Consider the following 26764-nt stretch of genomic DNA (forward strand, 5'->3'; position numbering starts at 1 on the left):
GCGCCTGAGCGGCAGGGGTGCCCGTCGGCGTCCCGCGCCGTCTCCGGCCCGGCGGACGCCGGGCGGTTTCGCCGTCCCCCGCCTTTCCCGGTCCGCGCTTCCCGGACGAGTTCGAAAGAGGTCACCAAGGGCGATCGTGTCGTCACGGAAAAGGATCTACCTTGAATGCGGGCTGGAATGGCAGATGTGACGTCGTGGACATAGCAGCTCAAACTGTGCAACGTGGCTTTTCGTGTGCGCTTTAATCGCCGGGATATCGGTGATTCAACTCAGGGTCAATGGGGAACAGATATCGTGCCTCCAGGGTTCCCGGCGCCCGTCGGGGCAGGGGTCGGCACTGTAGAGGTGGTCGGTGGCTCGCCGCACAAAAAGAATCGCCGATGTCGCTGCGGCGATTCTGGTGGTTTTCGGAATTCTGGTCGGACTTCCGGTGCGAACGGTCGAAGAATACCTGCCGGAAACGGTCGTCGCGCGCAGGATCGAATGGGTCGTTGTTTTCGGATTAACCGCCTTCCTTGTCGTTCTGCTGACATGGCTGACGCCGAAACTGATGGGATCACGCACGCGTGGCGGGCTCTTCCTGGTGCCGGACAGGCAGGCGGGGTGGGTCAGGAGAAGCGAGCTGGACGACGTGGTCTCCACCCTGACGATGCGACGCTCGGGCACGGTCGGGCTCACCACGGGTCTCGCCGGGGCGGGCGGGTTCGGCAAGACCTCCCTGGCCGTGGAGGCGTGTCACAGCGACGAGGTGAGGAGGCGGTTCGACGGCGGCGTCATATGGGTCACCGTGGGCCGTGACCGCACCGGGGCCGACATCGCGGCGCTCGCCAACGACGTCACGGAGGCCGTGCTGGGCGTCCGGCCGGAGTTCTCCAGCCCCGAGCAGGCCGGCCACCGGATGGCCGAGGCCCTGGCGGAGCGGGGCCACATGCTGCTGGTGGTCGACGACGTGTGGAGCCTCGAGCAGCTGAGACCCTTTTTGTCCGCGGCCACCAGGTCCCGGGTGCTGGTGACGACCCGGCTGCCCAGGGCACTGCCCCCGAAGGCGATCGCGATGATCGTCGACGAGATGGCGCCGAGGGTGGCCGTCCAGTTGCTGAGCCGGGGGTTGCCGCCGATGAACCCCGGCGTCGTCGGCGACCTGGTGGCCCTGACGGGCAGGTGGCCGCTACCGCTGTCCCTGCTCAACGCCCGGCTGCGCGACGAGTACGGTGCGGGGACGAACGCCGACGTCGCCGCTCGCCGGGCCGCCGGGCGGCTCGGCCGGACCGTCCCCACCCCCCTGGACGTCACCGTCGCCTCCCAGCGGGAGAGCGCGGTGCTCGCCACCGTGGAGCACAGCCTCGAAGCCCTCGGCGCGTTCGACCGCGCCCGCTTCCTGGAGCTGGGCGTCTTCCCCGAGGACGTCGAGATACCGGCCGCCGTCGTCGAGCTGCTCTGGCGCGGCACCGCGGGACTCACCGCCAAACAGGCCGAGCGGCTCTGCGGAAGGCTTCAGGACCTCGCACTGATCTGCAGGCACCCCGCGGAGGGGGCGGCGCCGTCGATCACGATCCACGACGTCGTCCGTTCCGCCCTCCGCTCGGAGGACGGCCTGGGCAAGGAGCGCGCCGAGGCCGCCAACCGCGACTTTCTCGACGAGGCGAGAAACCTCATCCCCGACGACGATCTCACGGCGGACGCCGAATGGTGGAGGCTGCCCCCGACCGTGCCCTACCTCCGGAACCACCTGCTGTTCCATCTTTCCGAGGCGAGGAGATACCGGGAGCTGGAAGCCCTGCTGCATGACGTGCGCTGGTTCGTCACCCGTGTACGCGCGTTCGGGGTGGCCGCGGCGGAGTCGGATCTGGCGCTGTCGACCTCCCGTTCCGTCGCGGGGGTCCGCCGGCTGATCGCCCGTAGCGCCCATCTGCTCACCCCCTTCGAGTCGGACGCCGTCTCCACGGCGAACCTGCTCGCCCGCCTTTACGCGTTCCCGCCGATGCGGGCGTCGGTCGAGCGCTACAGCCGGGAGAGCGAGACCACCTTCCTGAGAGCCCGCTGGCCACTGCCCGAGGACGGCTCCACCCGCCTCCTGCGCACCCTGACCTCGGCGGCGAGACACCTTGAGGAGGTGTCGATCACACCGGACGGATCGCGGTTCGTCGTGCACGCCCGCGGCGGCGGCGCGCAGATCTGGAAGGCCGACGGCACCACCCGGACGACGCTGGCCACGCACGGCAGGCCTGTTCACGAGGTCGCCGTCTCCCCTGACGGTGCGTGGCTGGTGACCCGCTCGGGGAAAAGGAGGGTGCAGATCTGGGGGATCGACGGTGCCCAGAGGGCCGTCCTGCGCAACGGGATCGGCAGGCTCGCCGCGATGGTGGCCGCGCCCGACGGTTCGTGGCTGGCGACCCGCTCCGCGAGCGGAAGAGTCCGCCTCTGGAATTTCGACGGAAGCAGGCGTGCCGTCCTCAGGAGAGGGACGGGCAAGTTCACCGGGATGGTGGCCGCGCCCGACGGTTCGTGGCTGGCGACCCGCTCCGCGACGGGAGGGGTCGCTCTCTGGAGCCCCGGCGGGAAGAGACATCTGATCCTCAAAAGCCGGGTGCGGGTGAGAACCAGGCCGCGAAGGCTGAAGGACGTCCTGAGGATGCGCGGCTGGAACCAGGAGGACGAGAAGGTCCCCGGCAGGAACAGGCCGATCGGCAAGGTCTCCACGCTGGCCGTCTCCCCTGACGGTTCGTGGCTGGCGACCCTCGCCGGAGACGGGAGCGTGCGTCTGTGGGGGGTCGACGGCGTCGAGCGGGCCGTCCTGACGGGGCACACCGGGGCGGGGGCGGGCGTGCGGATCTCTCCCGACGGTTCGTGGCTCGCGACCTGGTCGTCCACCGGTCCCGTACGGCTGTGGGAGGCCGACGGCAGGCAGCGGGCCGTCCTGACGGGGCATGGGGGGGTGGTTCGTCAGGTGGTGATCTCTCCGGACGGCGGTTGGCTGGCGACGCTTTCGGGTGATCGGAGTGTGCGGTTGTGGGAGGCCGACGGTGGTGAGCGGGCCGCTCTGACGGGGCATGGGGGGGTGGTTCGTCAGGTGGTGATCTCTCCCGACAGCACCTGGCTCGCCGCCTGCTCCGACGAGGGGACGATCCGGATCTGGCAGTCGGAGCGCGCCGCGAGGCAGAGCCGCAGGGGGAGGACGGGGACGGTCCGCCAGGTGACGATCTCTCCCGAGGGGAGCTGGGTCGCCACCCACTCCGGTGACGGATCGGTGAAACTCTGGAACGAGGACAGGATAGAAGAGGCGACCCTCACCGTTCCCCTGGAGGACGGTCACCACGGCGTGGTCTCACCGGACAAGACGTGGCTCGCCGCCTGGTCCACCGATCACGTCGTGCGGATACGCGGGGCCGGTGGCCGCAGGCGAGCCATCCCGACGGGGCACGCCGGACGCCTGCGGGGGGTGGCGATCGCCCCCGACAGCACCTGGCTCGCCACCTGGTCGGCCGATCGGGCCGTACGACTGTGGGGTGCGGGCGGCAGCAGGAGAGCGGTGCTGAACGGTCACACCGGGCCGGTGCGCGAGGTGGTGATCTCTCCCGACAGCACCTGGCTCGCCACCTGCTCGGAGGACGGCACCGCCCGCGTGTGGTGGGCCGACGGCACCGAGCGCGCCGTCCTGGTCGCGAACATCAGGGCGACGGCACACCTCCTCGTCTCCCCGGACGGCGCCTGGCTCGCCACGCTGTCCATCTACGGGAAGATCCAGCTCTGGAAGCCGGACGGTGCCAGGTACGCCACGCTGAGAAGCAGGGTGGAGGCGATCGAGGAGATCACCGTGGCGCCGAACGGCAGGTGGTTCGCCATCTTCTCCGCCAACGGCACGGCCGGCCTGTGGGGAGCCGACGGGAAGGCGCGGGCCTCGCTCAAGGGATGCCCCGGCCCCGCCCGGGGGGTGGCGATCGCCCCCGACGGCACCTGGCTCGCCGCCTGCTTCGACGACGGCGGCGCCCGTGTCTGGTCGGCGGGTGGCACGGAGCGGGCGAGGCTGTCCGGCGGTGAGGGAAGGATCCGCGCGGTGGCCGTCTCACCCGACAGCAACCTGCTCGCCACCTGCTCCGACGACGGCACCATCCGGGTGTGGGACAGGTACGGCGACTCGTTCGCGGCCGGAGCGCGGGTCGAGGCCGGCCTCAACTGTCTCGCCTGGTTTCCCACGGGGTTCGCCATAGCCGCCGGTGGCGATCAGGGCCTGTACGGGTTCGACCTCTACCCCCCGCCCGGATAGCGGCCGGCGCGACGCACACGACGAGGTCGGGCCTGCGGTCCGGGGCCGGGGAGGGCCGCTCCGGCTCGCCCGTGGTGTCCATGGGCTGGACGCCTCCCGTCCCCGTCCGGAGGCGTCGTTCCAGGTGATCCGCCTGTCGCGCTCGGCCTCTCGAGGGCGGTCGTAGAGTGGGCCGGTCCGCATGGCTTTTGCGAATGGGTGGAAAATCATGGATGAGAAGTTGACGCTGATGGCCGTTCACGCCCATCCCGACGACGAGGTGATCAGCACCGGCGGGATCCTCGCCAGATACGCGGACGAGGGCGTCCGTACCGTATTGGTGACCTGCACGAACGGCGAGCAGGGCGACGGTCCCGGCGGGGTGAAGCCGGGGGAGGCCGGCCATGACGCGGAGGCGGTGAGAGCGCTGCGGCTGGAGGAGCTCCGCGAGTCGGCGACCCATCTGGGGATCTCCCACGTCGAGCTGCTCGGCTACCAGGACTCGGGCATGGTCGGGTGGACCGCCAACGAGGCGCCGGACTCCTTTGTCAACGTGCCTTTCGAGCAGGCCGTCGGCAGGCTCGTCGAGCTGATGGAGCGCTATCGCCCGCAGGTCGTCGTCACCTACGACGAGAACGGCGGTTACGGCCACCCCGACCACATTCAGGCCCACCGGATCGCGGTGGCCGCCACCGAGGCGAGCGGCATTCCCCGCAAGCTCTACTACACCGCCGTGCCCCGGGAGCGGACGGCCGAACTGTTCGCGTATCTCCGCTCGATCGGCTCCGGCCCCGAGAACGTCGAGCTTCCCGACGACTTCGGCGTTCCCGAGGAGCAGATCACCGCCGTGGTCGACGTGTCCACCCAGGTGGAGCGCAAGCGCAAGGCGCTGGAGGCGCACGCGAGTCAGGGCGACAGCATCTTCCTGCTGCGCATGCCCGCCGAGGCGCAGCACCAGGTGTTCGCGCAGGAGGCCTTCATCCGTCACATCAACCACGTTCCCGCCGCGGGCGATCGCGAGGACGACCTTTTCGACGGCCTCCGTTAGGGAGAGGGCCTCCGTTAGGGAGAGGCGCCCGGGAAAGACGAGCTGCGGTAAAGCTCCCACGGGTGCGCCGTGGGATACGGTGTCATACCGAAGTTGGGAAAAATCTGGTTCGCCGCTTCTTGTCGCCTTTACGATCTTTTCTCTGGTATGCAACTCTGCACACCCGGGGGAGTAGACGGTATGCGTGATCGACGGCTCCTCGTACTGGTCATCTCGGCGGCCACGATCCTTCTCTTCGGCGTGTACGCGGTGGTGGCCGCGCCGGGCGCCGTCGTGGCCGCACCCTCGCCGAGGCCCTCGCCGGCCGGTGACCCTGACGTCAGGACGAACGCGGTACGGGCGGGGGAGTCGCCCGCCCCGGTGCCCGCCTCACCGCCGGCGAACCTGATCACGCTGACCCCGGCCACGCCGAACCCGAACAGCGGTCCCGAGACGATCGCGACGAACTACCTCACCGCCTGGCAGGGGGGCGACCTCGCCGCGATGGAGGGCATGGTCGTCGACCCCCCGGCCGACTTCGGCCTGCGGCACCGCGGCTTCGACGGCGACCTGCGGATCTCCTCGCTCTCCCTCACCTCCGGCGACCTGCGTCACCGAAACGAGGACTCGGCCGAGATGTCCTTCAAAGGAGTGCGGCAGGTCACGGGGCTGGGCGAATGGCCGTTCGCCTCCGTCCTGCACCTGGAGTCGCGGTTCGGGGTGTGGAAGGTGCGCTGGACCCCCGAGACGATGCACCCCTCGCTCAAGAACGGCGGGAGCGTGCGGCTGGAGGAGACCGAGGTCCGGCGACCGGCCACGGTGACCCGTGAGGGGGTGCCGTTCCCCCAGGACAGCAGGGCGGAGGACTACTTCACCGGGCTGGGCGACACGGCGGTCATCCTGAAAGTCCGGGAGGAGCCTTCCGGTCAGGTGCTGCGGGAGTCACCGCTCCCGCCGACCTCAGGGGAGAAGACCACGATCTCCCAGTCCGTGCAGGCGGCCGCGGCCCGTGCCCTGGACGGTGTCTCCCAGCCCGCCGCGATCGTGGCCGTGGACGTCGGGACGGCCCAGGTGCGAGCGGTGGCGGACACGCTGGGCGGGCGGGAGGCGTTCAACGGGCTCTACCCGCCGGGCTCGACGTTCAAGGTCGTGACCGCCGCCGCGCTGCTTCGCGGTGGCCTCACCCCCGACTCCCAGGTCGCCTGTCCTGCCGGCTACACGATCCCCAACGGCAGGAGCTTCAGCGACTCCGACGGTGTCGACCACGGCGGCGTGGCCTTCATCACTGCCTTCGCGCTCTCGTGCAACACCACGTTCGCCCAGCAGGCGTACGAGCGGCTGCGTGACGGCCAGCTGCGCGCCGAGGCGGCCGACCGGTTCGGTTTCCGGGAGAAGCCGGGGCTGAGCTCCTGCCGGATCCGGCCGCACGGAAACCCGGACGAGCTGGGCTCCGACGCCATCGGCCAGAACTCGGTGCAGGCGAGTCCGCTCTGCATGGCCGAGGTCGCCGCCGCGGTGGCGAGCGGCGTCTGGAAGCCCGCGATCACGACCGACGAGCCTCCCGCGGACTCGCCCGCCCCGGTGCCGCTGGACGAGGGGGTGGCCGCGGGGCTGCGGACGATGATGAGCGCCGTGGTCGCCCGGGGAACGGCCGCCCAGGCCGGGCTCCCGCCGGACACCGTGGGCAAGACCGGCACCGCCGAGGTCGACGGCGGCGGTGACCACGCCTGGTTCGTCGGCTACCGGGGTTCCCTCGCCTTCGCGGTGTTCGTCCGGCACGGCGGCGCGGGAGGCAAGGTCGCGGCGCCGATCGCCGCGAGGTTCCTGAACGCCCTCTGAGGCGTTCCGGGTGGGGGAGACGGGCTACCGTACACAGGGTGTACGTGAAGATCTGCGGGCTGCGCGAGCCCGGACATGTGACGGCCGCCGTCGAGGCGGGGGCCGACGCCATCGGGTTCGTCCTCACCAGGAGCTCGCGTCGGGTCACCCCCGCGCTGGCGAGGGAGCTGGCCTCGGCGGTGCCCCCGCACGTGCTGACCGTCGGGGTCTTCGCCGGAGAGCCCTCCGAGGAGGTGAGGGCGGCCACGCTGGAGGCGGGACTGCGCGCCGTCCAGTTGCACGGTGACCACCCGCACGAGGACTTCACCGCGCTGAAGGACCTCGGCGTCACGCTGGTGCGCGCCGGGACCGCGAGCACCGACCTGCGCTGCGGCGCCCTCGACGAGGACCTGCTCATCGTCGACGCGCCCAGGCCAGGTTCGGGGGAGCCGTGGGACTGGGCGGCCGTGCGCGGGCGCCCTGCGGGCCGCTGGATGCTGGCCGGGGGACTGGCCCCGTCGAACGTGGCCGAGGCGATCGCCGCCGCCCGGCCCTGGGGAGTCGACGTGTCGAGCGGTGTGGAGGTCGCGCCCGGGGTGAAGGACCCCGGCCTCATCAGGGACTTCATCACCGCCGCCCGCGGCGGCTGAGCCTCGCGGGCCCGCGTCTGGGGGCGGTCATTGCCAAAGTAGTCAACGTCATTTACTGTATAGACAACCATGTTGACGATATCGCCGTGACGTGCGATCGCCGAACCCGCGTTCCGGAGGTTCGGAAGACCCAGAGAGAAGGCCCCCGTGACCACTGACGTCCACCCCCTCTTCCCCACCCACACCGCCGAGAGCGCCCCGGCCGACGCCCGCTCCACCGTCGAGAACGTGAAGCGGAAATTCGGCTACGTCCCCGCGCCGGTCGGCCGGATGGCCACCTCCCCGCAACTGCTCAAGGGATTCCTGGCGGCGAGCGCCACCTTCGAGCAGACCACACTCGATCCGGTCGACCGCGAGATCGTCGTCATGACGGTCGCCACCCGCAACGGCTGCCACGTCTGCGTGGCGATGCACACCGCCACGCTGGTCAGGCTGGAGGCCCCGTCCGAGGTCGTCGAGGCGCTCCGAGCCGGGAAGCCGCTCCCGGACGGGCGCGCCGAGGCGCTCCGGTCGTTCACCCTCGCCGTCATGGACCATCGCGGCGCGGTCGGCGACGAGGAGATGAGGGCGTTCCTCGACGCGGGCTACAGCGCGCGGAACGCCCTTGAGGTCGTCCTCGGCGTCGGCGCGTACACGATCTCGACCTTCGCCAACCGCCTGATCGACGCCCCCCTCGACCCGCCGTTCCACGCCTTCGCCTGGGACGGCGACGACAGATAGGGAAAATGATCGCTGTCCGCGCGTTCCACCTCGGTGGGCGCGGGAACGAACACCGGATCAGCCGACCGGCATATCACCAGGTCGTGAGGGGTTCACCCTTACCGGTGGGCGGCTTCGGGCCCGGTTCCAAGGACGTGACGTATGCATATCGATCTCACCGGCAAGACGGCGCTGGTCACCGGGTCCACCCAGGGGATCGGGGCCGCCATCGCCGTCGGCCTCGCGCGGGCGGGCGCGACGGTGGCCGTCAACGGCCGCACACCCGACAAGGTTCAGGCCGCCGGCGACACGCTGCGCGCGCAGGTCCCCGGCGCGGAGGTCGTCCCGCTCGCCGCGGACCTCGCCACCGAAGAGGGCGCGGAGCACGCCGTGGACCTCCTGCCGGAGGTCGACATCCTGGTCAACAACCTCGGGATCTTCGGGGCGAAGGACGCCCTGGAGATCACCGACGACGAGTGGCGCCACTACTTCGAGGTGAACGTCCTGGCGGCGGTCCGCCTCACCCGCGCCTACCTGCCGGGGATGGTGGCACGCTCCTGGGGCCGCGTCCAGTACATCGCCAGCGACTCCGCGATCGTCACCCCCATCGAGATGATCCAGTACGGCATGTCCAAGACCGCGCTCCTGGCCGTCTCACGCGGCTTCGCGAAGAAGGCCGCGGGCAGTGGCGTCACCGTGAACTCCGTCATCGCCGGCCCCACCCACACCGGTGGCGTGGAGGAGTTCGTCTACGAGCTCGTCGACCGTGACCTGCCCTGGGAGGAGGCCCAGCGCGCCTTCATGCGAGAGCACCGCCCGCAGTCGCTCCTGCAACGGCTGATCGAGCCGGAGGAGATCGCCAACATGGTCGTCTACCTCAGCTCACCACAGGCCTCCGCCACCACGGGTGGTTCCCTGCGCGTCGACGGTGGATACGTCGACGCCATCATCCCCTGAGCGACGGCGAGCGATGCCCTCGCTCTTCCGGCGGACCGCCGACCGGCTGACCGACGCCGCTCCCGGCTGGCTGGTCGAGACGGTCAGACCCGTACCCGCGCCGCTGCGGTGGTGGCCGATGCTGCGCATGGCCGTGGCGGTGACCGGCCCGCTTCTCGTGGCACTCGTCTCCGGGAACGTCGTGGCCGGTCTGCTGCCCGCGATGGGCGCGATGAACGCCGGTCTGGCCGACCGGGGTGGCTCCTACCTGGTCAGGATCGCCAGGATGGGCGCGGCCGGTGCCGCGGGGGCGCTGGGGTATCTCATCGGGGCCGCGGCCCACGGCCACGGCTGGTGGGCGGTGCCGGTCGTGGTGGCGGTCGCCGTGCTGTCCGCGCTCGTCAGCACGAGCGGGGCGACGGGCTCGACGGCCGGGCTGCAGCTGCTGGTGATGACCGTGATCGCCATCGGGGTGAAACTGCCGGGGGCGCCGGGCGCGAACGCGCTGGCGTTCCTGCTGGGCGCGCTCTGGGTGATCGTGCTGGGGGTCGCCGACTGGCCGTTCCACCCCCGGGCGCCGGAGAGGGCCGCCGCGATCGCGGTCTACGAGGCTCTCGACCGGCTGTTCACCGACCACGACACCCTCGCGCTGAGAACGTTCGACACCACTCTCAAGAACGGCTACGACGTCGTGCTCGGCGCCCGCTCCCTGGCCGGAGGGCTGGACCCGGAGCGCACCCGCCTGGTCGCCCTGCTGAACCAGGCCTCGCTGATCCGCAACGCCCTGCTCTCGCTGCGCTACGAGGAGCGCGGGCTGCGCGAGCCGCTCGTGCGGCCCGCTTCCGCCCCGCGGGTCGTCGCCGCCTCGCTCGCCGGTGGACCCGCGCCCCGGGTGCCGTCGTGTTCCTGCGAACGAGGCGACCCGCCCGTCACGCGCGCCCTGTGTCTCGCCGTGCGGGGGGCCGTCGAGCTGGTGTCCGGCGGCGAGGTCGCGGCGGACCAGCTGCCGTACGAACGGGTCGGCTACCGTTCCCGGCTCCATGACGTGCTGGAGCAGATGTGGCGGGGCCACCTCGCCCGCGTCTACACGGTCAGGCTCGCGCTGTGCATGGGCGTGGCCACCACGCTCAGCGAGTTCGGCTGGTTCGAGCGGTCCTACTGGATGATGCTCACCGTCGCGTTGGTGCTCAAGCCCGACTTCGGGTCGGTGTTCGCCCGTGCCGTGCAGCGCGTGCTCGGCACCCTCGTGGGCACACTGATCGGCACCCTCGTACTCGTCCTGGTGCCGTACGGCCCGCTGCTCCTGGCTCCCATCGCGGTGTGCGCGGCGCTCCTGCCGTACGGCCTGCAGCGCAACTGGGGCCTGATGTCGGCCTTCCAGGCGCCGCTGGTCCTGCTTCTGGTGGACCTGCTCACCCGCGGGGGACCCGAGCTGGGGAGGATCAGGCTGGTGGACACGCTGGTCGGATGCGTGATCGTCCTGGTGCTGGGCTACCTGCCGTGGTCGTCGAGCTGGGAGGCGCCGGTCGGGCCGCGGTTCGCCGACGCGGTGACGGCCACCGCGAACTACCTGCGGCACGCGTTCGACGGCGAGCACGCCGGCGGGACGCGACTGCACCGCGGGGCGTACGACGCCCTGGCCGACCTGCGGACGGTCTTCCAGCGGGCGCTGTCCGAACCACCGGTGATCAGCAGGCGCGTCACCACCTGGATGCCCGCGATGGCCGCGCTGGAACAGGTGGCCGACGCGACCGCCACCACCGTCGCGCGCACCGGGCGCGGCGCGCCGCCACCTCCGAATGAGGCCGTCCGCGCCCTCGCGGACTCCCTGGAGAAGATCGCCCAGGATGTCCGCGAGGGGCGCGAACCGGCCGATCCCGGCCCCGATGACGAGGAGAGCCTGGAGCGGGTCGCCTCCGCCGTCCGCTGCCTGCGCGACACGGTCTCCGGACACCACTGACCGGTCCCGGGGCCGCGCGAAGGCCGTAAGGATCGCGAAGACCAAAGGATCGCGGAGGCTAAAGGAAGAGACTCAGGATCAGGACGAAGACCAGACCGGTCACCGAGATGACCGTCTCCATCACCGACCAGGTCTTGATGTTCTGGCCGACGGTGAGCCCGAAGTACTCCTTGACCAGCCAGAAGCCCGCGTCGTTGACGTGGGAGAAGAACAGCGAGCCCGCGCCGATGGCGAGCACGAGCAGCGAGGTCTCCCCGACGCTGAGGTTGGCGACCAGCGGGGCGAGGATCCCCGAGGCCGTGACGGTCGCGACGGTCGCCGAGCCCGTGGCCAGCCGGATGAGCACGGCGACCAGCCAGGCGAGCAGCAGTACCGACAGGCCGCTGTTCTCCACCCACGTGGCGATGAGGTCGCCGATCCCGGTGTCGATCAGCGTCTGCTTGAAACCACCGCCGGCGGCGACGATCAGCAGGATGCCCGCGATCGGCGGCAGCGACTGCTCCAGGGACTTCGCGAGCGCCTTCCTGTCCATTCCGGCGCCGAGGCCCAGGGTGAACATCGCGACGAGGACGGCGATGAGCAGCGCCACCAGCGGCGTACCGAGGAAGTCGAGCACGGTGCGCAGGATGTTGCCCTCGGCGAGGAGGATGTCGGCGAGGGCCTTGCCCATCATCAGCACGACCGGCAGCAGCACGGTGGCGAGCGTGACGCCGAACGACGGGCGCCGGGTGTCCTCCGCCGAGGGCCGGGTCTCGTAGAGCTCCGGCGCCGGTACGTCCACCCAGCGGGCCGCGTACTTGGCGAACAGCGGCCCCGCGATGGCGACCGTCGGGACGGCGACGAGCACGCCCAGGCCCAGCGTGATGCCGAGGTCGGCGTTGAGCGCGTCGATGGCGACCAGCGGGCCCGGGTGCGGGGGGACGAGCCCGTGCATCACGGAAAGGCCCGCGAGCGCGGGTATGCCCACCCGGATCAGGGAGACGCCGGAGCGGCGCGAGACCAGGAAGATGACCGGCATCAGCAGGACGAGGCCGATCTCGAAGAACATCGGCAGGCCGATCAGCGCGCCCACCGCGGCCATTGCCCAGGGCAGGGATCGGGGGTTGGACCGGCCGACGATCGTGTCCACGATCTCGTCGGCCCCGCCGGAGTCGGCGAGCAGCTTGCCGAACATCGCGCCGAGCGCGATGAGCGTGCCGACACCGGCCGCGGTGCTGCCGAACCCGTCGCTGAAGGCGGCGATGGTGTCGGTCATCGCGAGGCCCGCGACGGCTCCGACCGCGAGCGAACCGAGGGTGAGGCTCAGGAAGGGGTGGAGCCTGAAGTACGTGATCAGTACGACGATCAGCGCGATACCGACGAGCGCCGCCGGGATGAGCCTGCCGGGAGAGGTGTCGGCGGGCGCGGCGAGGGCGGTGAGGAGGGGGCTCACCTCGGGCTCCCGGCCTCGTCGTCCCGGTCTGGGTTCCGGGACGCGGCCGGGGTGGCGGAATCGGCGGGGGACGGGTTCGATCCCGTCCCGGGGGCGGACGTCGTCTGGGCGGTCGCGGCGAGGTAGGCGTCCACGAGTTCGTCCACGGAGGCGGAGAAGTCGAGGACGATCCCCTGCTCGTCGGGCTCCAGAGGTTCCAGCGTCTTGAACTGCGACTCGACCAGAGAGGTGGGCATGAAGTGCCCCGGGCGGCCGGCGACCCTGCGGCGTACGGCGTCCATCTCGCCGTGGAGGTGGACGAAGCTCACCGTCGGCGCGGCCTCGCGCAGGATGTCGCGATAGCTCCGTTTGAGCGCTGAGCAGCTCGCCACACCGCCGGTGGCGGCGTGCTCGCTGAGCCAGGTGCCGATCGCGCGCAGCCAGGGCAGCCGGTCCTCGTCGTCGAGGGGGATCCCGTCCGACATCTTGGCGATGTTGGCCTCGCTGTGGAAGTCGTCGGCGTCGGCGAACGGCACCCGTAGCCGCTGGCCGAGGGCGGCGCCCACGGTGCTCTTGCCGGAACCGGTCACCCCCATGACGACGATCAGCGCGGCGCCGGGGGGCGGTGAGGCGGGGGCCTGAGCGGGGTTCATGGAGACGACCTCCCATGTCGATCTTCGTTGATCTTCGCGACGGCCTGGCCGGATGAGTGGTGCGCAATCCGGGGTCGGCGTTACAAAAACATTCTTTTGTGAAGATATGTCACCGTTTATCGCAGTTGGTTGCTGCGGGAGGCAACGAGCGGACGACTATGGGACTGCACCGGAGCGTCCTGAATAAACCCGGTTCGGTGGCCGTGCCGGGCGATCTCCGCTGAATCTTCTCGCCGGTCGGGCGCCCAAACTCGAGCACTCTGCCCCCGGTAGGGCGCGCGAGGGCTCTCCGTGACGCGCCGCGCCATCGAGGGGCCGCGGTCCGGCCGCGGCGGGGGACGTACGGGGCGATGTGGCGGCAATCGGAGCACAGCAGCCGGTGCGCACCGAGCGGCCGAAAGAACACAAAACGAGAAAAAGGCCGGAGAGGGGCTTGTCAGGGCTTGCGGGCGACACCGCAGAACTGGGACACCTCAGGAGAATCGCCCCATGAGGTGCGTTCCGAACGCCAGCGTGAGCAGGAGACCACGCCGGGCTCCAGGAGTTCCAGGCCGTCGAAGAACGAGGCGAGGTGGTCGCGGTCGCGGGCCACGATCGGGGTGCCGCCCCGCTCCATGAACTGTCGCATCGCCTCGTGCATCGCCTCGCCGTGAACCTCGGCGGTGGCGTGCGCGATCACCAGGTGGCTGCCCGAGGGGACGGCGTCGACCAGTTCCCTCACGACCTTTTCCGCCTCCTCGTCATCGGTGATGTGGTGCAGGATTCCCAGCAGCATCAGCGCGACGGGCCTGGTGAGGTCGAGGGTCTCCGCCGCCGCCCGCAGGATGTGCTGGGGGTCGCGCAGGTCGGCGTCGATGTAGTCGGTGGCGCCTTCTGAGTTGCCGACGAGCAGGGCGCGTGCGTGCACCAGGACCAGCGGGTCGTTGTCGACGTAGACGATTCTGGACTCCGGGGCGATCCGCTGAGCCACCTCGTGCGTGTTGTCGGCGGTGGGAAGACCCGTGCCGATGTCAAGGAACTGGCGAATCCCGGCCTCGGCGACGAGGTGCTGGACGCAGCGGCCGAGGAACGCCCGGTCGGCACGCGCCGAGTCGACGATGCCGGGGATGAGCTGTTCGACCATGTCCCCGGCCTCGCGGTCGGCAGGGTAGTTGTCCTTTCCGCCCAGCCAGTAATTCCAGATACGGGCCGAATGCGGCCGACCGGCATCGAGTTCCACGGGCTGCCAGCCGGATTCGCGAGAGGTACTCATGGGGGTCAGGTCCGTTCATGAGGAATTCGCATCGATTGAGATAGGAGGTAGTTGATCACAACGGTGATGTTCACGGCAAACCCCCCAGCACTCGCAGCGGTCGTTGGGGTGATCCACGCGGGTGACCGGGAGGTGGGCGGCGCTCTCACGGCGCTCTCACAGTGCCCTCGCGGAGGTGGAAACGCGGCGATCATGGACGGGAATTCGCCCGTCGCGAAACGTGTGCACGCTTCTGTCGGCCGTCGTCGCGAGGTCCCGTTCTCTCACGACGGAGGTGCAGGATATCCGGGGGAATACGCCGATATCGCGATCACTAAAAAGCTTATGACTTTATTAAGCTTTCCCTGGGACGAATGCGCGGAGCAGGGAAGGCGCTGATTCGCCGGCGGCCGACCGGTGAGCGCGCCGCCGCCCGGACCGCGAACACGCCGCGAACGCACGGAATCGGCTCGCGCCCCCGCCACGTCGCATTCCCTGTCACATCCGGGCTACTGTCCTGGTCAGAGGGTGCGTGTCGATTTCCGTCCGATCCGTTCGACGCGTAGCCGAGGACCGGCGAGGATCGGTCATCTGACCACCCGAAGGAGATATGGCGATGCGATTTCTGATGACGACCAGGGCCAGCGACGACATGGCCCCTCCGACCGAGGCGATGCACGCCGAGATGGCCGCCTTCGTCGAGGAGATGACCCAGGCGGGAGTGGTGCTCGCGACCGGTGGCCTGGACCCGGCCGGCACCCACATCTCGTCCTCCGCAGGGGAGATCACCGTCACCGACGGGCCGTTCACCGAGGCGAAGGAGGCGATCGTCAGCTTCGCGCTCGTCGAGGTGCGCTCCAAGGAGGAGGCGATCGAGCTGTCCCGGCGCTTCTGGAAGATCGTCGGCGACGGCGAGGGAGACATCCAGCAGGTTTTCGGCCCCGAGGACTGATCGGATGCTTGCGTACCCGGCCGGGCGAATGCTCTGATCGAGCGCGTGATGTCCGGGGACGCCCACCGCGCGGTCGACGCGGTCTGGAAAATGGAGTCGGCGAGGATCGTCGCCGGGCTCGTCCGGATGGTGGGCGACGTGGGGGTGGCCGAGGAGCTCGCGCAGGACGCGCTCCTGGCCGCCCTCGAACAGTGGCCAAGGGGCGGCGTCCCGGACAATCCGGGCGCCTGGCTCATGGCCGTCGCCAAGCGCCGCGCCATCGACCACCTGCGCCGCGGGAAGCGGCTCGACCTCAGGCACGAGGAGCTCGCCCACGACCTCGCCACCCGGCAGGACACCGCCGAGGCCGACGTGGACGCGGCCCTCGACGACGAGGTGCGTGACGACGTCCTGCGTCTGATGTTCGTCTCCTGCCACCCGGCACTGCCCGCCGAGTCCCGGGTGGCTCTGACGCTGCGGCTGCTGGGGGGCCTGCGCACCGAGGAGATCGCGCGTGCCTTCCTCGTCTCGGAGTCGACCGTCGCGCAGCGCGTCGTCCGGGCCAAGCGCACCCTCGCCGCCCTCCGGATCCCGTTCGAGGTCCCGGAGGGTCCGGATCGGGCGGCGCGCCTGTCGTCGGTCCTCGAGGTCGTCTACCTGGTGTTCAACGAGGGGTACGCGGCGAGCGCCGGTGACGACTGGATGCGCCAGGACCTCTGCCAGGAGGCGCTGCGCCTTGGCCGCCTGCTGGCCGCACTCGCGCCGGGCGAGGCGGAGGCGCACGGCCTGGTCGCGCTGATGGAGCTCCAGGCATCGCGGTCGGCGGCCAGGACGGGGCCGTCGGGAGAGCCCGTCGCGCTGCACGAGCAGAACCGCGGCCGCTGGGACCGGCTCCTCATCGACCGGGGGATCGCGGCCCTGCTGCGCGCCAGGCGGTGTGAGGCGCCTATCGGCCCGTACGTGCTGCAGGCCGCGATCGCCGTGTGCCACGCGCAGGCCCGCACGGCCGAGGAGACCGACTGGCGGCAGATCGCCGCCCTGTACGCGGCGCTCGCCCGGGTGCTGCCCACTCCGGTCGTGCAGCTCAACCGCGCGGTCGCGCTGGCGATGGCCCACGGTCCTGAAGCGGGTCTGGCGCTCGCCGACACACTGGTCGGAGAATCCGCGCTCAAGGGCTACCACCGCCTGCCCAGCGTACGCGGCGACCTGCTGGCCAGACTCGGCCGCCACGAGGAGGCGCGGCGGGAGTTCGAACGCGCCGCGGCCCTCACCCTCAACATGCCGGAACGCACGATTCTCACGCGACGCGCCGCGGCCTGCGCCGACATCGCCGCACGGAGAACACCCGGAACGGTGGGCTCGGGCACCACGGCCGGGGCATCGGGAAGAGCCGGGCAGGGAGCAGGCGTCACCCTGGCCGAGGCCGCCATCGCCTTCCTCGCCCGTGACGACCTGGACGCCGCGACCGTCCGCTCCTACCGCCAGACCATGAACCGGCTGCGCCGAGATCTCGGAGACGACATCCCGCTGTCGGACGTGACCTCCGCGCGGGTCGCGGAGGTCTTCGCCGACGCGTGGGGAAACGCGGCCCCCGCCACGTGGAACCGCCACCGCGGGGCCGTCCGCTCCTTCAGCACCTGGAGCGCCGCCCAGGGCACGCCGGTCGGTGGTCCGGAGTGCGGCCCGGACGGTGGATCGGACGGTGGCCCGCTCGACGGGCCGGATCGCAGGCCGGCCGGTGAGGCGGACAGTGGGCAGTCCGGCGACCTGACCGGCGGTGTGCCCCGCGACCTGGCCGCCGAGCTCGGGCGCAGGCCCGAACCCAGGGGGCGCACCCGCCCCATCGACAGGCCGCACGTCGAGGCACTCTGGGAACGCCCGGACATCGCCCCGCGCGAACGCGCCCTGTGGTCGCTGCTGTACGAGAGCGGGGCCGGGGCGGGCCCGGCGCTCTCGCTCAACGTCGAGGACCTCGACCTGGCGGGCATGCGCGGCAAGGTGGCCACCGGGTCCGGCTGGATCCACTGGCGTTCCGGCACCGCCGAACTCATCCCCGCCCTCGTCGCGGGTCGGCGCCGGGGCCCGCTGTTTCTGTCCGACCGCAGACCCGGCCCCGGCCGGCCTCCCGCACCCACCGACCTGTGCCCGGAGACCGGTCGCCGCAGGCTCTCCTACGAACGGGCCGAATACCTGTTCAAGCGGGCCACCGGCTACACCCTCAACCAGCTCAGGACCCGATAGGGGCTCCATCCGCGCTCCGTCGCCGTCAACTCCAGGGCAGTGCGCCGCGCCGCGTCCAGTAGCCTTCGGGGTCTTCCTCCAGACCGGCGAGCCGCTCGTCCAGCTCCGCGTCCCACTCGATCTCGGCCGCGCCGAGGTTGTCGCGCAGTTGCCCGGCCGAGACCGCGCCGCTCAGCACCACGCCCGCCCACGGCCTGGCGAGTACGGCCGCCAGCGCGAGCGCGTCCGGCGTGGTGTCCCGCTCGCGCGCGACGGCCGCGAGCGCGGCGGGTGCCGCGCGAGCGGTCAGCCGGCCGTTCGCCACGCCCTCCTTGACGATCACACCCATTCCCGCCTCGTGTGCCCGCTGGAGCGCCTCGCCGGCCGAGCGTTCCAGCAGGTTCCACGTCGACTGCACCGTGTCGAACAGCCCGGCCCCGATCGCCCGCTCGATCGTGCCCGCCTGGCTCGGCCCGCTCGTCGACAGCCCGACCGCGACCCCTTCCGCCCGCAGCGCGCGCAACCCGTCGAGCACGCCCTCGTCGTCGAGCACGCCGCTCTCGAGTGTCGCCGAGTGGATCTGGTAGAGCGACAGGTGCTCGCCGAGCAGCGCGCGCGTCTGTTCCAGCTGGACGCGGAGCCGGTCGGCGGTGAGCTCCTTCACCTCGTGCCGCTCGGCGTCCAGCCGCCAGCCGCCGACGTAGGCGTATCCCCACTTCGAGCCGACCACGACGTCTCCAGGGGCGATTCCGCGCTCGCGCAGCCACCCGGCGAGGAACTCCTCGGCCCGCCCGTACGAGCGCGCCGTGTCGAGGTAGCGCACACCCGCCGCCCACGCGGCGTCGAGCACGGCCCACGTGCGTGACCGCATCGCGGCGACGTCCCGGCCGTCGCCGAGGTCCTCGGCACGGCCGAGCGTGATGTAGGCGGGGCGGCCGAGGGCCGCCAGGCCCAGGCCGAGCGGCGTCACGGACAGGGAGGTCTGGCCCAGCGGGCGTCGGACCAGTGCGTTCATGCGCGCCAATATAGCGAGCGCGGTGTTCGAGGGGCGGCCGGCGGTGGCGAGATCCGTTGCGGTGACCGTGGTGTCGGAGGGATCCGTTGCAGCGAGTACGGCGAGCGCGGTGTCCGCGTGGACCGCCCGGGGACGGCGGAGGTCACGGAGCTCCGCCGTCCCCGGGCGGTCGGCGTCAGTTGGAGTTGGCGGCGTGGGTCAAGGTCTTCCAGGCGACGAAGAGGACGTTCGTCCCCGCCGGGCGTTGCTGCTCGGTGAGGCGCTGCGTGTTCGTCATCGCGATGCCCATCCGGTCGTTCAGGGCGTTGAATCCGACCTCGGTGATCGGGCACAGGCCGAGGTGAGGGGTACCGCCGCACAGCGAGGACGGTACGGCGGCGCCGAGCTGGTACTTCGCATGCATGCCCAGCGCGTGGCGCAGCCGCTCGCTGATCTTCGGGTAGAGGTCCTGCCCCTGGATCCTGGTGGTCTCGGCGAAGTGCGAGATGGCCGACAGCCCGTACCCGGTGTGGGTGAAGTCGCGGCAGGTCTCCTGGGTCAGGCCGTCCATGAAGGTGGACTGGCCCTGCCAGTATTTGATGATCTCGGCGCGGGTGTCGATGCCGCTGCCCGGAGGCGCCTCGGGGAGCGTGCCGTCGGACGCGATGTAGATGAAGGCCGGTACCCGCCCGCGGAACTCCGTCACCGCCTTGTCGTAGCTCGCCCGGTCCTCAAGGAAGACGGAGATGCCGAGCGCGTCCTGCCGCTCGTCGGTGCAGCCGTTGTTGGGCTTGGAGAACGAGCCGCACTCCACGATCGCGCGTGGCTTGGGGGTCCGTGACAGCGACGCCAGGGAATGTCCCATCATCTGGTCGAAGGCGCCCTTCCACGGCTGGGTGCCGGCGTTCACCTTCGACCTGACGAAGTCGAGATGGGACCTGCTGACCAGGACTCCCGGGTGGGTGAAGGTCGCGAGGGCGGCCTTCGCCGGGGCCGCTCAAGGTGTTCCAGGGTGGGCTCTACGTGACGTGCGGGGGACGGGCCGGTGCGTGCCGGGACCGGCGGGGTACCCCCGGGCAGAGCGGGCCGCCCTGCCCGGGGGAGTTCAGAGCCGGGTGAGGCGTACGGCGTCGGCGACGACGAGTCCTGTGCCGGAGGTCCACCGGCTGACGCCGACGGTGTTGTACGTCCCGGCTTTCAGGGCGAACGTCCCGATGCTCCGCCAGGTGCCGCCCCCGGCGCGCTGGTCGAGGTAGACCGTCTTGCTCCCGGAGGAGGTGGCGACGATGTACGGGGCGGATCCGTTGTGGCCGGGGGCGGCCGGATACCAGACCTCGACCTGGTAGGTGGCCGCGGCGGGGACGGTGAACCGGTACCAGGCGACGTCACTGGAGGTCACCGGCGTGGCCTGGCGGTGGTCGGGGCCGTGGCGCCCGGCCGCCTGGGTGGAGGCGGTCCAGTTCGCGCTCGCGGTGAACGCGCCGGAGGTGGAGTTGTCGACGGTCGCCGACCAGGGCGCGGTGTCCCCGGTGACGTAGCGCATGTACTTGGCCCAGTCCCAGTGGGAGCCGGGGTCGGTGTGCGTGGCGCCGGGAACCTGCTTGTGTCCGATGATGTGCGAGCGGTTCTTGGGAATGCCGTACTTGTCGCAGAGGGCGCGGGTCAGGGCCGCCGAGGCGCGGTACATCGCGTCGGTGAACCAGGAGGCGTTGTTGACGAACCCCTCGTGCTCGATCCCGATCGACCTGGCGTTGTACGAGCTGTTCCCCGCGTGCCAGGCGACGTCCTTGTCGCGGACCATCTGGGTGATGTCACCGTCGGAGGAGCGGACGACGTAGTGCGCGGAGACCTTCGCGCCGGGGTTCTGGAACCAGGAGATCGTGCCGGCGTACGCCCCCTGGGTGACGTGGATGACGACTCGATCGATCTTGGAGCTTTTCGGCCTGTTCGCGACTGCCCGGTTGCCGGCGTGGGCGGCCACCCAGCTCGCGGCGGGGTAGTCGGGGCTCGGGGCCTTGGCCGCGAGTTCCCGCACGCCCTCGTAGGCGCCGCGATCCACCTGCAGTTCCGTGGCCGTGACCGTGACGACCTCGCCGCCCGCGCCGGTGGCCACAAGGCCCTTGCCGAGGAGGTCGTAGACGGTGTCGGCGTACAGCCTGGCCGTCTCCGAACTGGAGGCGTTGCCGTACCTGGCCACGGCCGGGTACCACAGTCCGGCGTCCTTCCTGGCGGTGGCGTCGAGGCCGAGCGCGTCGGCGTAGGAGCGCAGCACCGCGGCGCCGCCGACGATGTTGGCCGCATCGTCCCTCTTCAGGGTCGCCGCCGGTGTGCCGGTCAGCTCGGCCGCGCGTTCCAGGGCGCGTACGGCGGGGGTGCTGAGAAGGTGCATCACCCCGTACCCGCCGCTCGCGCTCGGCTCGCCACCGTGCCCGTCGAGGTGCGTCTCCGCGTACGCGAGGGCGACGAGCAGGTCGCGCGGCACGTCGTAGGTGGCGGAGGCTCGGGCGAAGGCGTCCGCCAGGGGGCCCGCGGACCGGGCGCTCGCCGCCTGGGCGGGCGCGAGGAGCAGGAAGGCGAGAACGGCGGACAGGATCGCGGCTGACCGGCGGTGCGAGCGCGGCCGGGCGTTCTGCACGGAGTCTCCTCAGGAATCGGGGGCCCGGGTCCCATCCGGACACCGGCTGATTCGGCACCGTAAAGCAGAAACGCGACAAGTGTAAATAATTAACACTTCTTTGTTTGTTTCAGACAAATCCCTTCTTTTGTCTGATAGGCCGATATATCTGCAGGTGAAGGAGGGGGTCAGTGGACCGCCAGCCGGTTCGCCTCGTCCTTGGTGATGGCGTACGAGGCTGCGCAGAAGGTGCACTGCATCCCGTATCTCGTCCGTACCGGGAACAGCGGGACGAAGAACAAACTGAACTTGGTGACCCGACGCGACAGCACCTGCGCCGCCGTGTTGCCGCAGTTGCGGCAGGTCAGGGTTACCACTCCGAGCCGATGGGCCACCGTACGCAAACCGAAGATGAGCATCATCCAGACATACCCGGTACGAGCGTGCTATGCCTCGGAAGAAGGCGGTACGGAAAAAGGTCTTTCCCCTCGACATCCGGCGGTCTGGGGGTGATTCAAAAAGGAGTCAGGTGTTCATCTGACCGGGTGGCCATGCGGTTACGACGACTGCCGCAGAACGAGGGACGGCTGGAGCAGGAGGTGCGTGCCGGCCTCGGGGGCGTGGGAGGCCGGGGAGATCACGGAGGTCGCGGAGGTACCGGGATCACCGGGGGAGGGCGGGTCGAACAGCCGGGTGAGCAGACCCACGCAGCCGGCCGCGGCCTCGGCGAGCGGCTGGCCCACGCTGCTCAGCCCCACCGCCTTCGCCACCGGCGTGTCGTCGAAACCGATCACGCTGACCGGGAGGCCCTCCTCGTCGCCGGCCCGCCCCGCGACCGTGAGACGCCCCTCTGCCGTCAGGCGTCCCGAGGCGGTGAGCTGTCCCGAGGCGGTCAGGGAGCGGACGGCGTGCAGCGCGCCCAGGGCGAGCGAGTCGCTGGCGCAGACCAGCGCGGTGATCGGCCGCTCGGCGCGCAGCAGTTCGCGGGCCGCCTTCTCGCCGTCGGACACCCCGTCGTCCGTGGCCTGGTCCAGGCCGTCCGGGTCGATCCCGGCGGCGGCGAGGGTCCTCGCCCAGCCGGACCTGCGGTCGTCGCCCACGCCGGAGCCTCGCGGCCAGCCAAGGAACCCGATCCGCCGGTGACCGGCGTCGAGCAGGTGGCGGGTGGCCGCCGCGGTGCCGGCCGCGCCGTCCACGTCGACCCAGGGGTGGCCTGGATCCGCGGTCGTCGTCCCCCGGGAAGCGGCGTCGCCGTTTCCCGCGTTTCCCGCGTTTCCCGCGTTTCCCGCGTTTCCCGCGTTTCCCGCGTTTCCCGCGTTTCCCGCGTTTCCCGCGTTTCCCGCGTTTCCCCAGGGCCGTCCGAACGTGACGAACGGCAGCCGCCGCTCGCGCAGCCACGCGGGGCGGCCGTCGCCGTGGTAGGTGCTGGTGAGGACGAAGGCGTCCGGCTCGTGGCTTCCGACCAGCTCGTCGAAGGTGTCGATCTCCGCACGCTCGTCGCCCGCCGCGTACAGCAGGATCCGGTATCCGGCACGGGCCGCCGAGGCGGTCAGCCCGTGCAGGAAGCGGTCCAGGACCGAGCCGTTGATCCCGTCCCGATCGGGCTCGATACGTGTCGCGATCAGCCGTGATCGACCGGTTCGCATCTGCCGGGCGGCCTGGCTGGCCCGGTAGCCGAGCGCCTCGATCGCCTCGCGCACCCGGTCGCGGGTCTCCTCGCGGACGAGTTCGGGGCTGTTGAGCACGTTCGACACCGTCTGACGCGACACCCCCGCACGGCGCGCGACGTCGGTGATCGTCACCTTTGTGACCATTTGCACCCTTCTGGAGATTTGAACGTTCAAAGGGGTATGAGGCATGATTGGATCGTTCAAGCAAACGGAGCGTAATGGTTGGATCGTTCAAATAAAGAGAGTGTTTCGCAATGTGCACCCCCCGGCCGTCTTCTGTCAAGACGTCACCGGCTCGACACGATCTCAGGGAGTCAGTCGTGCTCGACGACGCCTCGTCCCCCACCCCACAGGCGGTCGCGGTGGGCGGCTCCGCCGACGTCTACCGCCTCCAGCCCCTGCTGCACGATCTCGTCAGCACCGTGCTGGCGCCGACCGTCGCGCTGAGCGGCGGCGACGGGCAGATCCGCCCGGCCGGTGTCCAGGGCGTGTTCCACGCGGACTCCCGCGCCCTGTCGCGGGCCGTCCTGACGATCGACGGCCGGGAGCCCGAGGCCGTGGGCCACGCCCCGAGAGGGCCCGGCGCCACCGGGTTCGTCACGCTGGCCCGATGGCTGGGCGACCCCGTCCCCGATCCCACTGTCCGGATCGAGCGGTTCCGGCAGGTCACACCGGGCGGCATGGCAGAACGCGTCGAGATCGTCTCCAGCGCGACCGTTCCCGTCACCGCCGTCGTGAGCCTGGAGCTGGGCTGCGACTTCGCCCCCATCGAGGTGGTCAAGTCCGGCGGCGACACCGCGGAGGCCGCGGCCGAGCGCACCGCGCCCGATGAGATCTCCTGGAACTCCGGCGGCGTCCGCGTCGTGGCGACCGGTACCGGCGCGCGGGCCGAGTCCGCCGGGTCCGCCGGGTCCGCGTGCACGGCTTTCCTGCGCTGGCCGGTCGAGTTGGCGCCCCGCGCCAGGGTCACCCTGTCGTGGAGGGTCGAGGTGCGCGACCCCCAGGCCGTGGTGACCGCGCCCGATCGCCCCGCCGAGTGGGCGGGCGAGGGAGCTCCCCGGGTCGTCGCCGCCGACCACCGGCTGAGCAGGCTCTTCGAGCGGTCCATGGACGACCTGCGCTCGCTGCGACTGGCCGAGACCGCGGCCCCCGGCGATGTCTTCCTCGGCGCCGGGGTGCCCTGGTTCCTCACCCTCTTCGGCCGCGACAGCATCTGGGCCGCCCGCATGCTGCTGCCGCTCGGCACGGAACTGGCGATGGGCACCCTGCGGGTGCTGGCCCGCAGGCAGGGAACCAGGGTGGACCCGGGATCCGGCGAGGCCCCCGGGAAGATCATGCACGAGCTGCGCCGGCACGACTTCACGGTCGAGGGCAACGACCTGCACCTGCCCGCCGCCTACTACGGCACGATCGACGCCACCCCGCTGTGGATCGCCCTGCTGCACGACGCCTGGCGCTGGGGCGCTCCCGCCACGGAGATCGCCGCGCTGCTGCCCCACCTGGAGGCCGCCCTCGGCTGGCTCGGCCACCACGCCGACCCCGACGGGGACGGTTTCATCGAGTACGTCGACACCAGCGGCCGGGGCCTGGCGAACCAGGGCTGGAAGGACTCCGGCGACGCGCTGCGCTTCCACGACGGCCGCCAGGCGCAGCCGCCGATCGCTCTGGTCGAGGTGCAGGGCTACGCCCACCAGGCGGCCAGGCAGGGAGCCGACCTGCTGGAGGCGTTCGGCCGCCCCGGCGCGGCCCGCTGGCGCGAGCACGCCGCGGCGCTGGCCGAGCGCTTTCGGGCCAGGTTCTGGGTGGAGGGACCGCAGGGCAGGTTCCCCGCCCTCGCCCTGGACCGGGACAAGCGCCCCGTCGACGCGCTCACCAGCAACATCGGGCACCTGCTCGGCACCGGCCTGCTCACCGGGGCGGAGGAGGCGGAGATCGCCGACCTCCTCGTCTCCCCGGAGATGGCCGGCGGCTTCGGCCTGAGGACGATGTCGGCGGACGCGGGCGGCTTCAGCCCGCTGTCCTACCACTGCGGGTCGATCTGGGCGCACGACACGGCGATCGTGGTCGCCGGACTGGCCCGCGCCGGGTTCGCCACGCACGCGGCGACCCTCGCCGAAGGGCTGCTCACCGCGGGCGAGACGTTCGGCTACCGGTTGCCCGAGCTGTTCGGCGGCGACGACCGGTCGGCATTGGGGCGTCCGGTTCCCTACCCCGCGGCCTGCCGCCCGCAGGCGTGGTCCGCCGCCGCCGCGGTGACCGTCGTGCACTCGGCACTCGGCCTCTACCCCGACGTGCCCGAGGGCCGGATGCTGTTGCGCCCGCTCGCCGGTGCCCCCCTGGGCGTGGTCTTCGCCGGAGGCCTGCGGGTCGCCGGAGCGGAGGTGAGCGCGGCCGTCGACCGGGAGGGCGAGGTCGTCGTGACGGGCCTGCCCGAGGGGATCCTCACCGAGCGCGCCCCGACCTGAGCCGAGCGCGCCCCGACCTGAGCCGGGCGGGCCCCGACCTGAGCCGGGTGGGCCTCGACCTGAGCCCGGCGCGTCACCGTACCGGGCGGGCGGGCGGGCGGGGACGCGTGGATGGGCGGGACGTGCGGGCCGGGCGGCGGGAGGCCTCCGGGAGAGGGCGTCCGCCGACCGCCGCGGCGCGGGCCCTTCGGCCGCCGGACGGGAAGCTCAGCCCAGGTGGCGGCCGAACCAGTCCAGGACGCGCCGATACGCCTCGGCGGCGGCACCGGCGTCGTAGCGCGGGCCGGTGTCGTTGAAGAAGGCGTGGCCGACGCCGGGAAACGTCATGATCTCGTGTTCCAGGCACGCCCTCTCCAGGGCGGTTCTGGCCTCCTCGCGGGTGGCGTTGACCCGGTCGTCCAGCTCGGCGTAGATCGCGAGGACGGCGGCCCTCGCCCCTGAGAGGTCGGCGTCGTCGGGAAGCGGGCCGTAGAACGGGACGGCCGCCGAAAGGCGCGGCTCGTCCGAGGCGAGCAGCAGCCAGGTCATGGCGCCGCCGAAGCAGAAACCGATGACGCCGAGCCTCTTACCGGGGGCGCCGCGCTCCAGCTCGCCCAGGGCGGCCTTCATGTCCGAGGTGAGGCGCTCGGGGGAGAGGGCGCCCAGCGCCGCGGTGGCCTGAGCCGGGTCCTCGAAGGAGGCGGTCCCGCCCTCGCGGGAGAGCAGGTCGATGGCGAGCGCGCAGTAGCCGTCGGCTGCCAGGCGCCCGGCGACCGACCGGATGTGGTCGGTGAGCCCGCGGTTCTCGTGGACGACCAGTACCGCGCCTCGCGGGTCCGCGGGCGCCGCCCAGGTGCCCCGGAGGGTGACGCCGCTCTCGGTGCCGGGAAAGATGATCTCCTCGGTCGGCAGAGGCGAGGACCCCGGGGGCGGTTCGCCGCTCGGTGGCCCGGTGGACGCCGTCGCCGTACCGGATTCCGTGGCGGCCGGCGCGGCCGCGTTCCCTCCGCCGCTTTCCCAGGTCGCGAGCAGGGCGACGGCGGCGGGTGCCTCCAGCCCGAGGAGGGTGAGGCGGTGCAGCGCCTCGTGCCGGGGGACAAGCCCCGCCGCGTGGTCGACCGCGACCTCCTCCGCGAGGTACCGGTGAAAAGACGTCACCAGCACACGGTAGGACCGGCGGATGAAAGCCACGGCAAAGCCGGACCACGTGCCGCCACCCGAAAACCGGGTAGCGCGCGACCTCCGGCGAAGGTCCCCTCCGTG

Annotated in this window: 19 protein-coding genes; 10 read left to right on the plus strand and 9 right to left on the minus strand. The window is 71.3% G+C overall.

Going from position 1 to position 26764, the window contains the following annotated elements; all coding sequences use genetic code 11:
• Positions 1-430: 430 nt before the first annotated feature.
• The 7 genes from ABZ664_RS10555 to ABZ664_RS10585 all read left to right on the plus strand — a co-directional run bounded on the left by ABZ664_RS10555 (position 431) and on the right by ABZ664_RS10585 (position 11333).
• Positions 431-4264 carry an NB-ARC domain-containing protein gene (locus tag ABZ664_RS10555; protein WP_362506163.1) on the plus strand — a complete coding sequence of 1278 codons (3834 nt, stop codon included), beginning with the start codon at positions 431-433 and terminating at the stop codon, positions 4262-4264.
• A 208-nt stretch (positions 4265-4472) separates the two neighbouring features.
• The gene (locus ABZ664_RS10560) at positions 4473-5291 is read left to right on the plus strand and encodes a PIG-L family deacetylase (protein ID WP_362506166.1); all 819 of its coding nucleotides are present in this window, start codon (positions 4473-4475) and stop codon (positions 5289-5291) included.
• 180 nt (positions 5292-5471) lie between these two features.
• Positions 5472-7109: a penicillin-binding transpeptidase domain-containing protein gene (locus ABZ664_RS10565; RefSeq protein ID WP_362506169.1), complete on the plus strand. Its 1638-nt coding sequence runs from the start codon at positions 5472-5474 to the stop codon at positions 7107-7109.
• A gap of 38 nt (positions 7110-7147) precedes the next feature.
• Positions 7148-7738 carry a phosphoribosylanthranilate isomerase gene (locus tag ABZ664_RS10570; RefSeq protein ID WP_362506172.1) on the plus strand — a complete coding sequence of 197 codons (591 nt, stop codon included), beginning with the start codon at positions 7148-7150 and terminating at the stop codon, positions 7736-7738.
• 147 nt (positions 7739-7885) lie between these two features.
• A complete protein-coding gene (locus ABZ664_RS10575) occupies positions 7886-8458 on the plus strand; it encodes a carboxymuconolactone decarboxylase family protein (protein ID WP_362506175.1) in 573 nt (190 codons plus the stop codon).
• A 141-nt stretch (positions 8459-8599) separates the two neighbouring features.
• A complete protein-coding gene (locus tag ABZ664_RS10580) occupies positions 8600-9394 on the plus strand; it encodes an SDR family oxidoreductase (protein ID WP_362506178.1) in 795 nt (264 codons plus the stop codon).
• A gap of 13 nt (positions 9395-9407) precedes the next feature.
• Positions 9408-11333 carry an FUSC family protein gene (locus tag ABZ664_RS10585; RefSeq protein WP_362506180.1) on the plus strand — a complete coding sequence of 642 codons (1926 nt, stop codon included), beginning with the start codon at positions 9408-9410 and terminating at the stop codon, positions 11331-11333.
• Between the two features lie 58 nt (positions 11334-11391).
• Here the strand turns inward: ABZ664_RS10585 and ABZ664_RS10590 are convergent, their stop codons facing one another.
• The 3 genes from ABZ664_RS10590 to ABZ664_RS10600 form a co-directional block, all read right to left on the minus strand.
• Entirely contained in the window at positions 11392-12765 is a 1374-nt protein-coding gene (locus ABZ664_RS10590) for a gluconate:H+ symporter (RefSeq protein WP_362506182.1), read from the minus strand.
• The gene (locus tag ABZ664_RS10595; protein WP_362506185.1) at positions 12762-13397 is read right to left on the minus strand and encodes a gluconokinase; all 636 of its coding nucleotides are present in this window, start codon (positions 13395-13397) and stop codon (positions 12762-12764) included. The genes ABZ664_RS10590 and ABZ664_RS10595 overlap by 4 nt, the downstream gene beginning before the upstream one ends.
• Before the next feature lie 436 nt (positions 13398-13833).
• Positions 13834-14649 carry an SAM-dependent methyltransferase gene (locus ABZ664_RS10600; RefSeq protein WP_362506189.1) on the minus strand — a complete coding sequence of 272 codons (816 nt, stop codon included), beginning with the start codon at positions 14647-14649 and terminating at the stop codon, positions 13834-13836.
• 595 nt (positions 14650-15244) lie between these two features.
• Between ABZ664_RS10600 and ABZ664_RS10605 the strand changes: the two genes are divergently transcribed.
• Together ABZ664_RS10605 and ABZ664_RS10610 are read left to right on the plus strand one after the other, a co-directional pair.
• Positions 15245-15580, plus strand: a complete 336-nt coding sequence (locus ABZ664_RS10605) for a YciI family protein (RefSeq protein WP_362506192.1) — start codon at positions 15245-15247, stop codon at positions 15578-15580.
• A 48-nt stretch (positions 15581-15628) separates the two neighbouring features.
• Positions 15629-17800, plus strand: coding sequence for a sigma-70 family RNA polymerase sigma factor (locus ABZ664_RS10610; RefSeq protein ID WP_362506340.1), 2172 nt, complete (start codon positions 15629-15631; stop codon positions 17798-17800).
• A gap of 25 nt (positions 17801-17825) precedes the next feature.
• Here ABZ664_RS10610 and ABZ664_RS10615 read toward each other — a convergent pair whose 3' ends face one another.
• The 5 genes from ABZ664_RS10615 to ABZ664_RS10635 form a co-directional block, all read right to left on the minus strand.
• Positions 17826-18794, minus strand: a complete 969-nt coding sequence (locus ABZ664_RS10615; protein ID WP_362506195.1) for an aldo/keto reductase — start codon at positions 18792-18794, stop codon at positions 17826-17828.
• Positions 18795-18969: 175 nt separating this feature from the next.
• Positions 18970-19683, minus strand: a complete 714-nt coding sequence (locus ABZ664_RS10620; RefSeq protein WP_362506198.1) for a hypothetical protein — start codon at positions 19681-19683, stop codon at positions 18970-18972.
• Between the two features lie 195 nt (positions 19684-19878).
• The gene (locus tag ABZ664_RS10625) at positions 19879-21408 is read right to left on the minus strand and encodes an N-acetylmuramoyl-L-alanine amidase (RefSeq protein ID WP_362506201.1); all 1530 of its coding nucleotides are present in this window, start codon (positions 21406-21408) and stop codon (positions 19879-19881) included.
• Between the two features lie 167 nt (positions 21409-21575).
• On the minus strand, positions 21576-21809 hold the full coding sequence (locus ABZ664_RS10630; protein ID WP_362506204.1) for a zinc-ribbon domain-containing protein: 234 nt from the start codon (positions 21807-21809) through the stop codon (positions 21576-21578).
• 135 nt (positions 21810-21944) lie between these two features.
• The gene (locus tag ABZ664_RS10635; protein ID WP_362506207.1) at positions 21945-23201 is read right to left on the minus strand and encodes a LacI family DNA-binding transcriptional regulator; all 1257 of its coding nucleotides are present in this window, start codon (positions 23199-23201) and stop codon (positions 21945-21947) included.
• Positions 23202-23377: 176 nt separating this feature from the next.
• Between ABZ664_RS10635 and ABZ664_RS10640 the strand changes: the two genes are divergently transcribed.
• Positions 23378-25522: a glycogen debranching N-terminal domain-containing protein gene (locus ABZ664_RS10640; protein WP_362506210.1), complete on the plus strand. Its 2145-nt coding sequence runs from the start codon at positions 23378-23380 to the stop codon at positions 25520-25522.
• A gap of 207 nt (positions 25523-25729) precedes the next feature.
• On the opposite strand, the gene ABZ664_RS10645 is transcribed toward ABZ664_RS10640, so the two are convergent.
• Positions 25730-26659 (minus strand): dienelactone hydrolase family protein, encoded by a 930-nt coding sequence (locus ABZ664_RS10645; RefSeq protein WP_362506213.1) that lies wholly within the window; start codon positions 26657-26659, stop codon positions 25730-25732.
• Positions 26660-26764: the final 105 nt, after the last annotated feature.

The sequence above is a fragment of the Streptosporangium sp. NPDC006930 genome, from assembly GCF_040635605.1.
Lineage (GTDB): Bacteria > Actinomycetota > Actinomycetes > Streptosporangiales > Streptosporangiaceae > Streptosporangium.

Excerpts from the sequence above, each read along its gene's own strand:
- ABZ664_RS10560 (WP_362506166.1), top strand. The coding sequence starts at position 4,473 with ATGGATGAGAAGTTGACGCTGATGGCCGTTCACGCCCATCCCGACGAC.
- ABZ664_RS10565 (WP_362506169.1), top strand. The coding sequence starts at position 5,472 with ATGCGTGATCGACGGCTCCTCGTACTGGTCATCTCGGCGGCCACGATC.
- ABZ664_RS10580 (WP_362506178.1), top strand. The coding sequence starts at position 8,600 with ATGCATATCGATCTCACCGGCAAGACGGCGCTGGTCACCGGGTCCACC.
- ABZ664_RS10585 (WP_362506180.1), top strand. The coding sequence starts at position 9,408 with ATGCCCTCGCTCTTCCGGCGGACCGCCGACCGGCTGACCGACGCCGCT.
- ABZ664_RS10595 (WP_362506185.1), bottom strand. The coding sequence starts at position 13,397 with ATGAACCCCGCTCAGGCCCCCGCCTCACCGCCCCCCGGCGCCGCGCTG.
- ABZ664_RS10600 (WP_362506189.1), bottom strand. The coding sequence starts at position 14,649 with ATGAGTACCTCTCGCGAATCCGGCTGGCAGCCCGTGGAACTCGATGCC.
- ABZ664_RS10605 (WP_362506192.1), top strand. The coding sequence starts at position 15,245 with ATGCGATTTCTGATGACGACCAGGGCCAGCGACGACATGGCCCCTCCG.
- ABZ664_RS10610 (WP_362506340.1), top strand. The coding sequence starts at position 15,629 with ATGTCCGGGGACGCCCACCGCGCGGTCGACGCGGTCTGGAAAATGGAG.
- ABZ664_RS10615 (WP_362506195.1), bottom strand. The coding sequence starts at position 18,794 with ATGAACGCACTGGTCCGACGCCCGCTGGGCCAGACCTCCCTGTCCGTG.
- ABZ664_RS10630 (WP_362506204.1), bottom strand. The coding sequence starts at position 21,809 with ATGATGCTCATCTTCGGTTTGCGTACGGTGGCCCATCGGCTCGGAGTG.
- ABZ664_RS10635 (WP_362506207.1), bottom strand. The coding sequence starts at position 23,201 with ATGGTCACAAAGGTGACGATCACCGACGTCGCGCGCCGTGCGGGGGTG.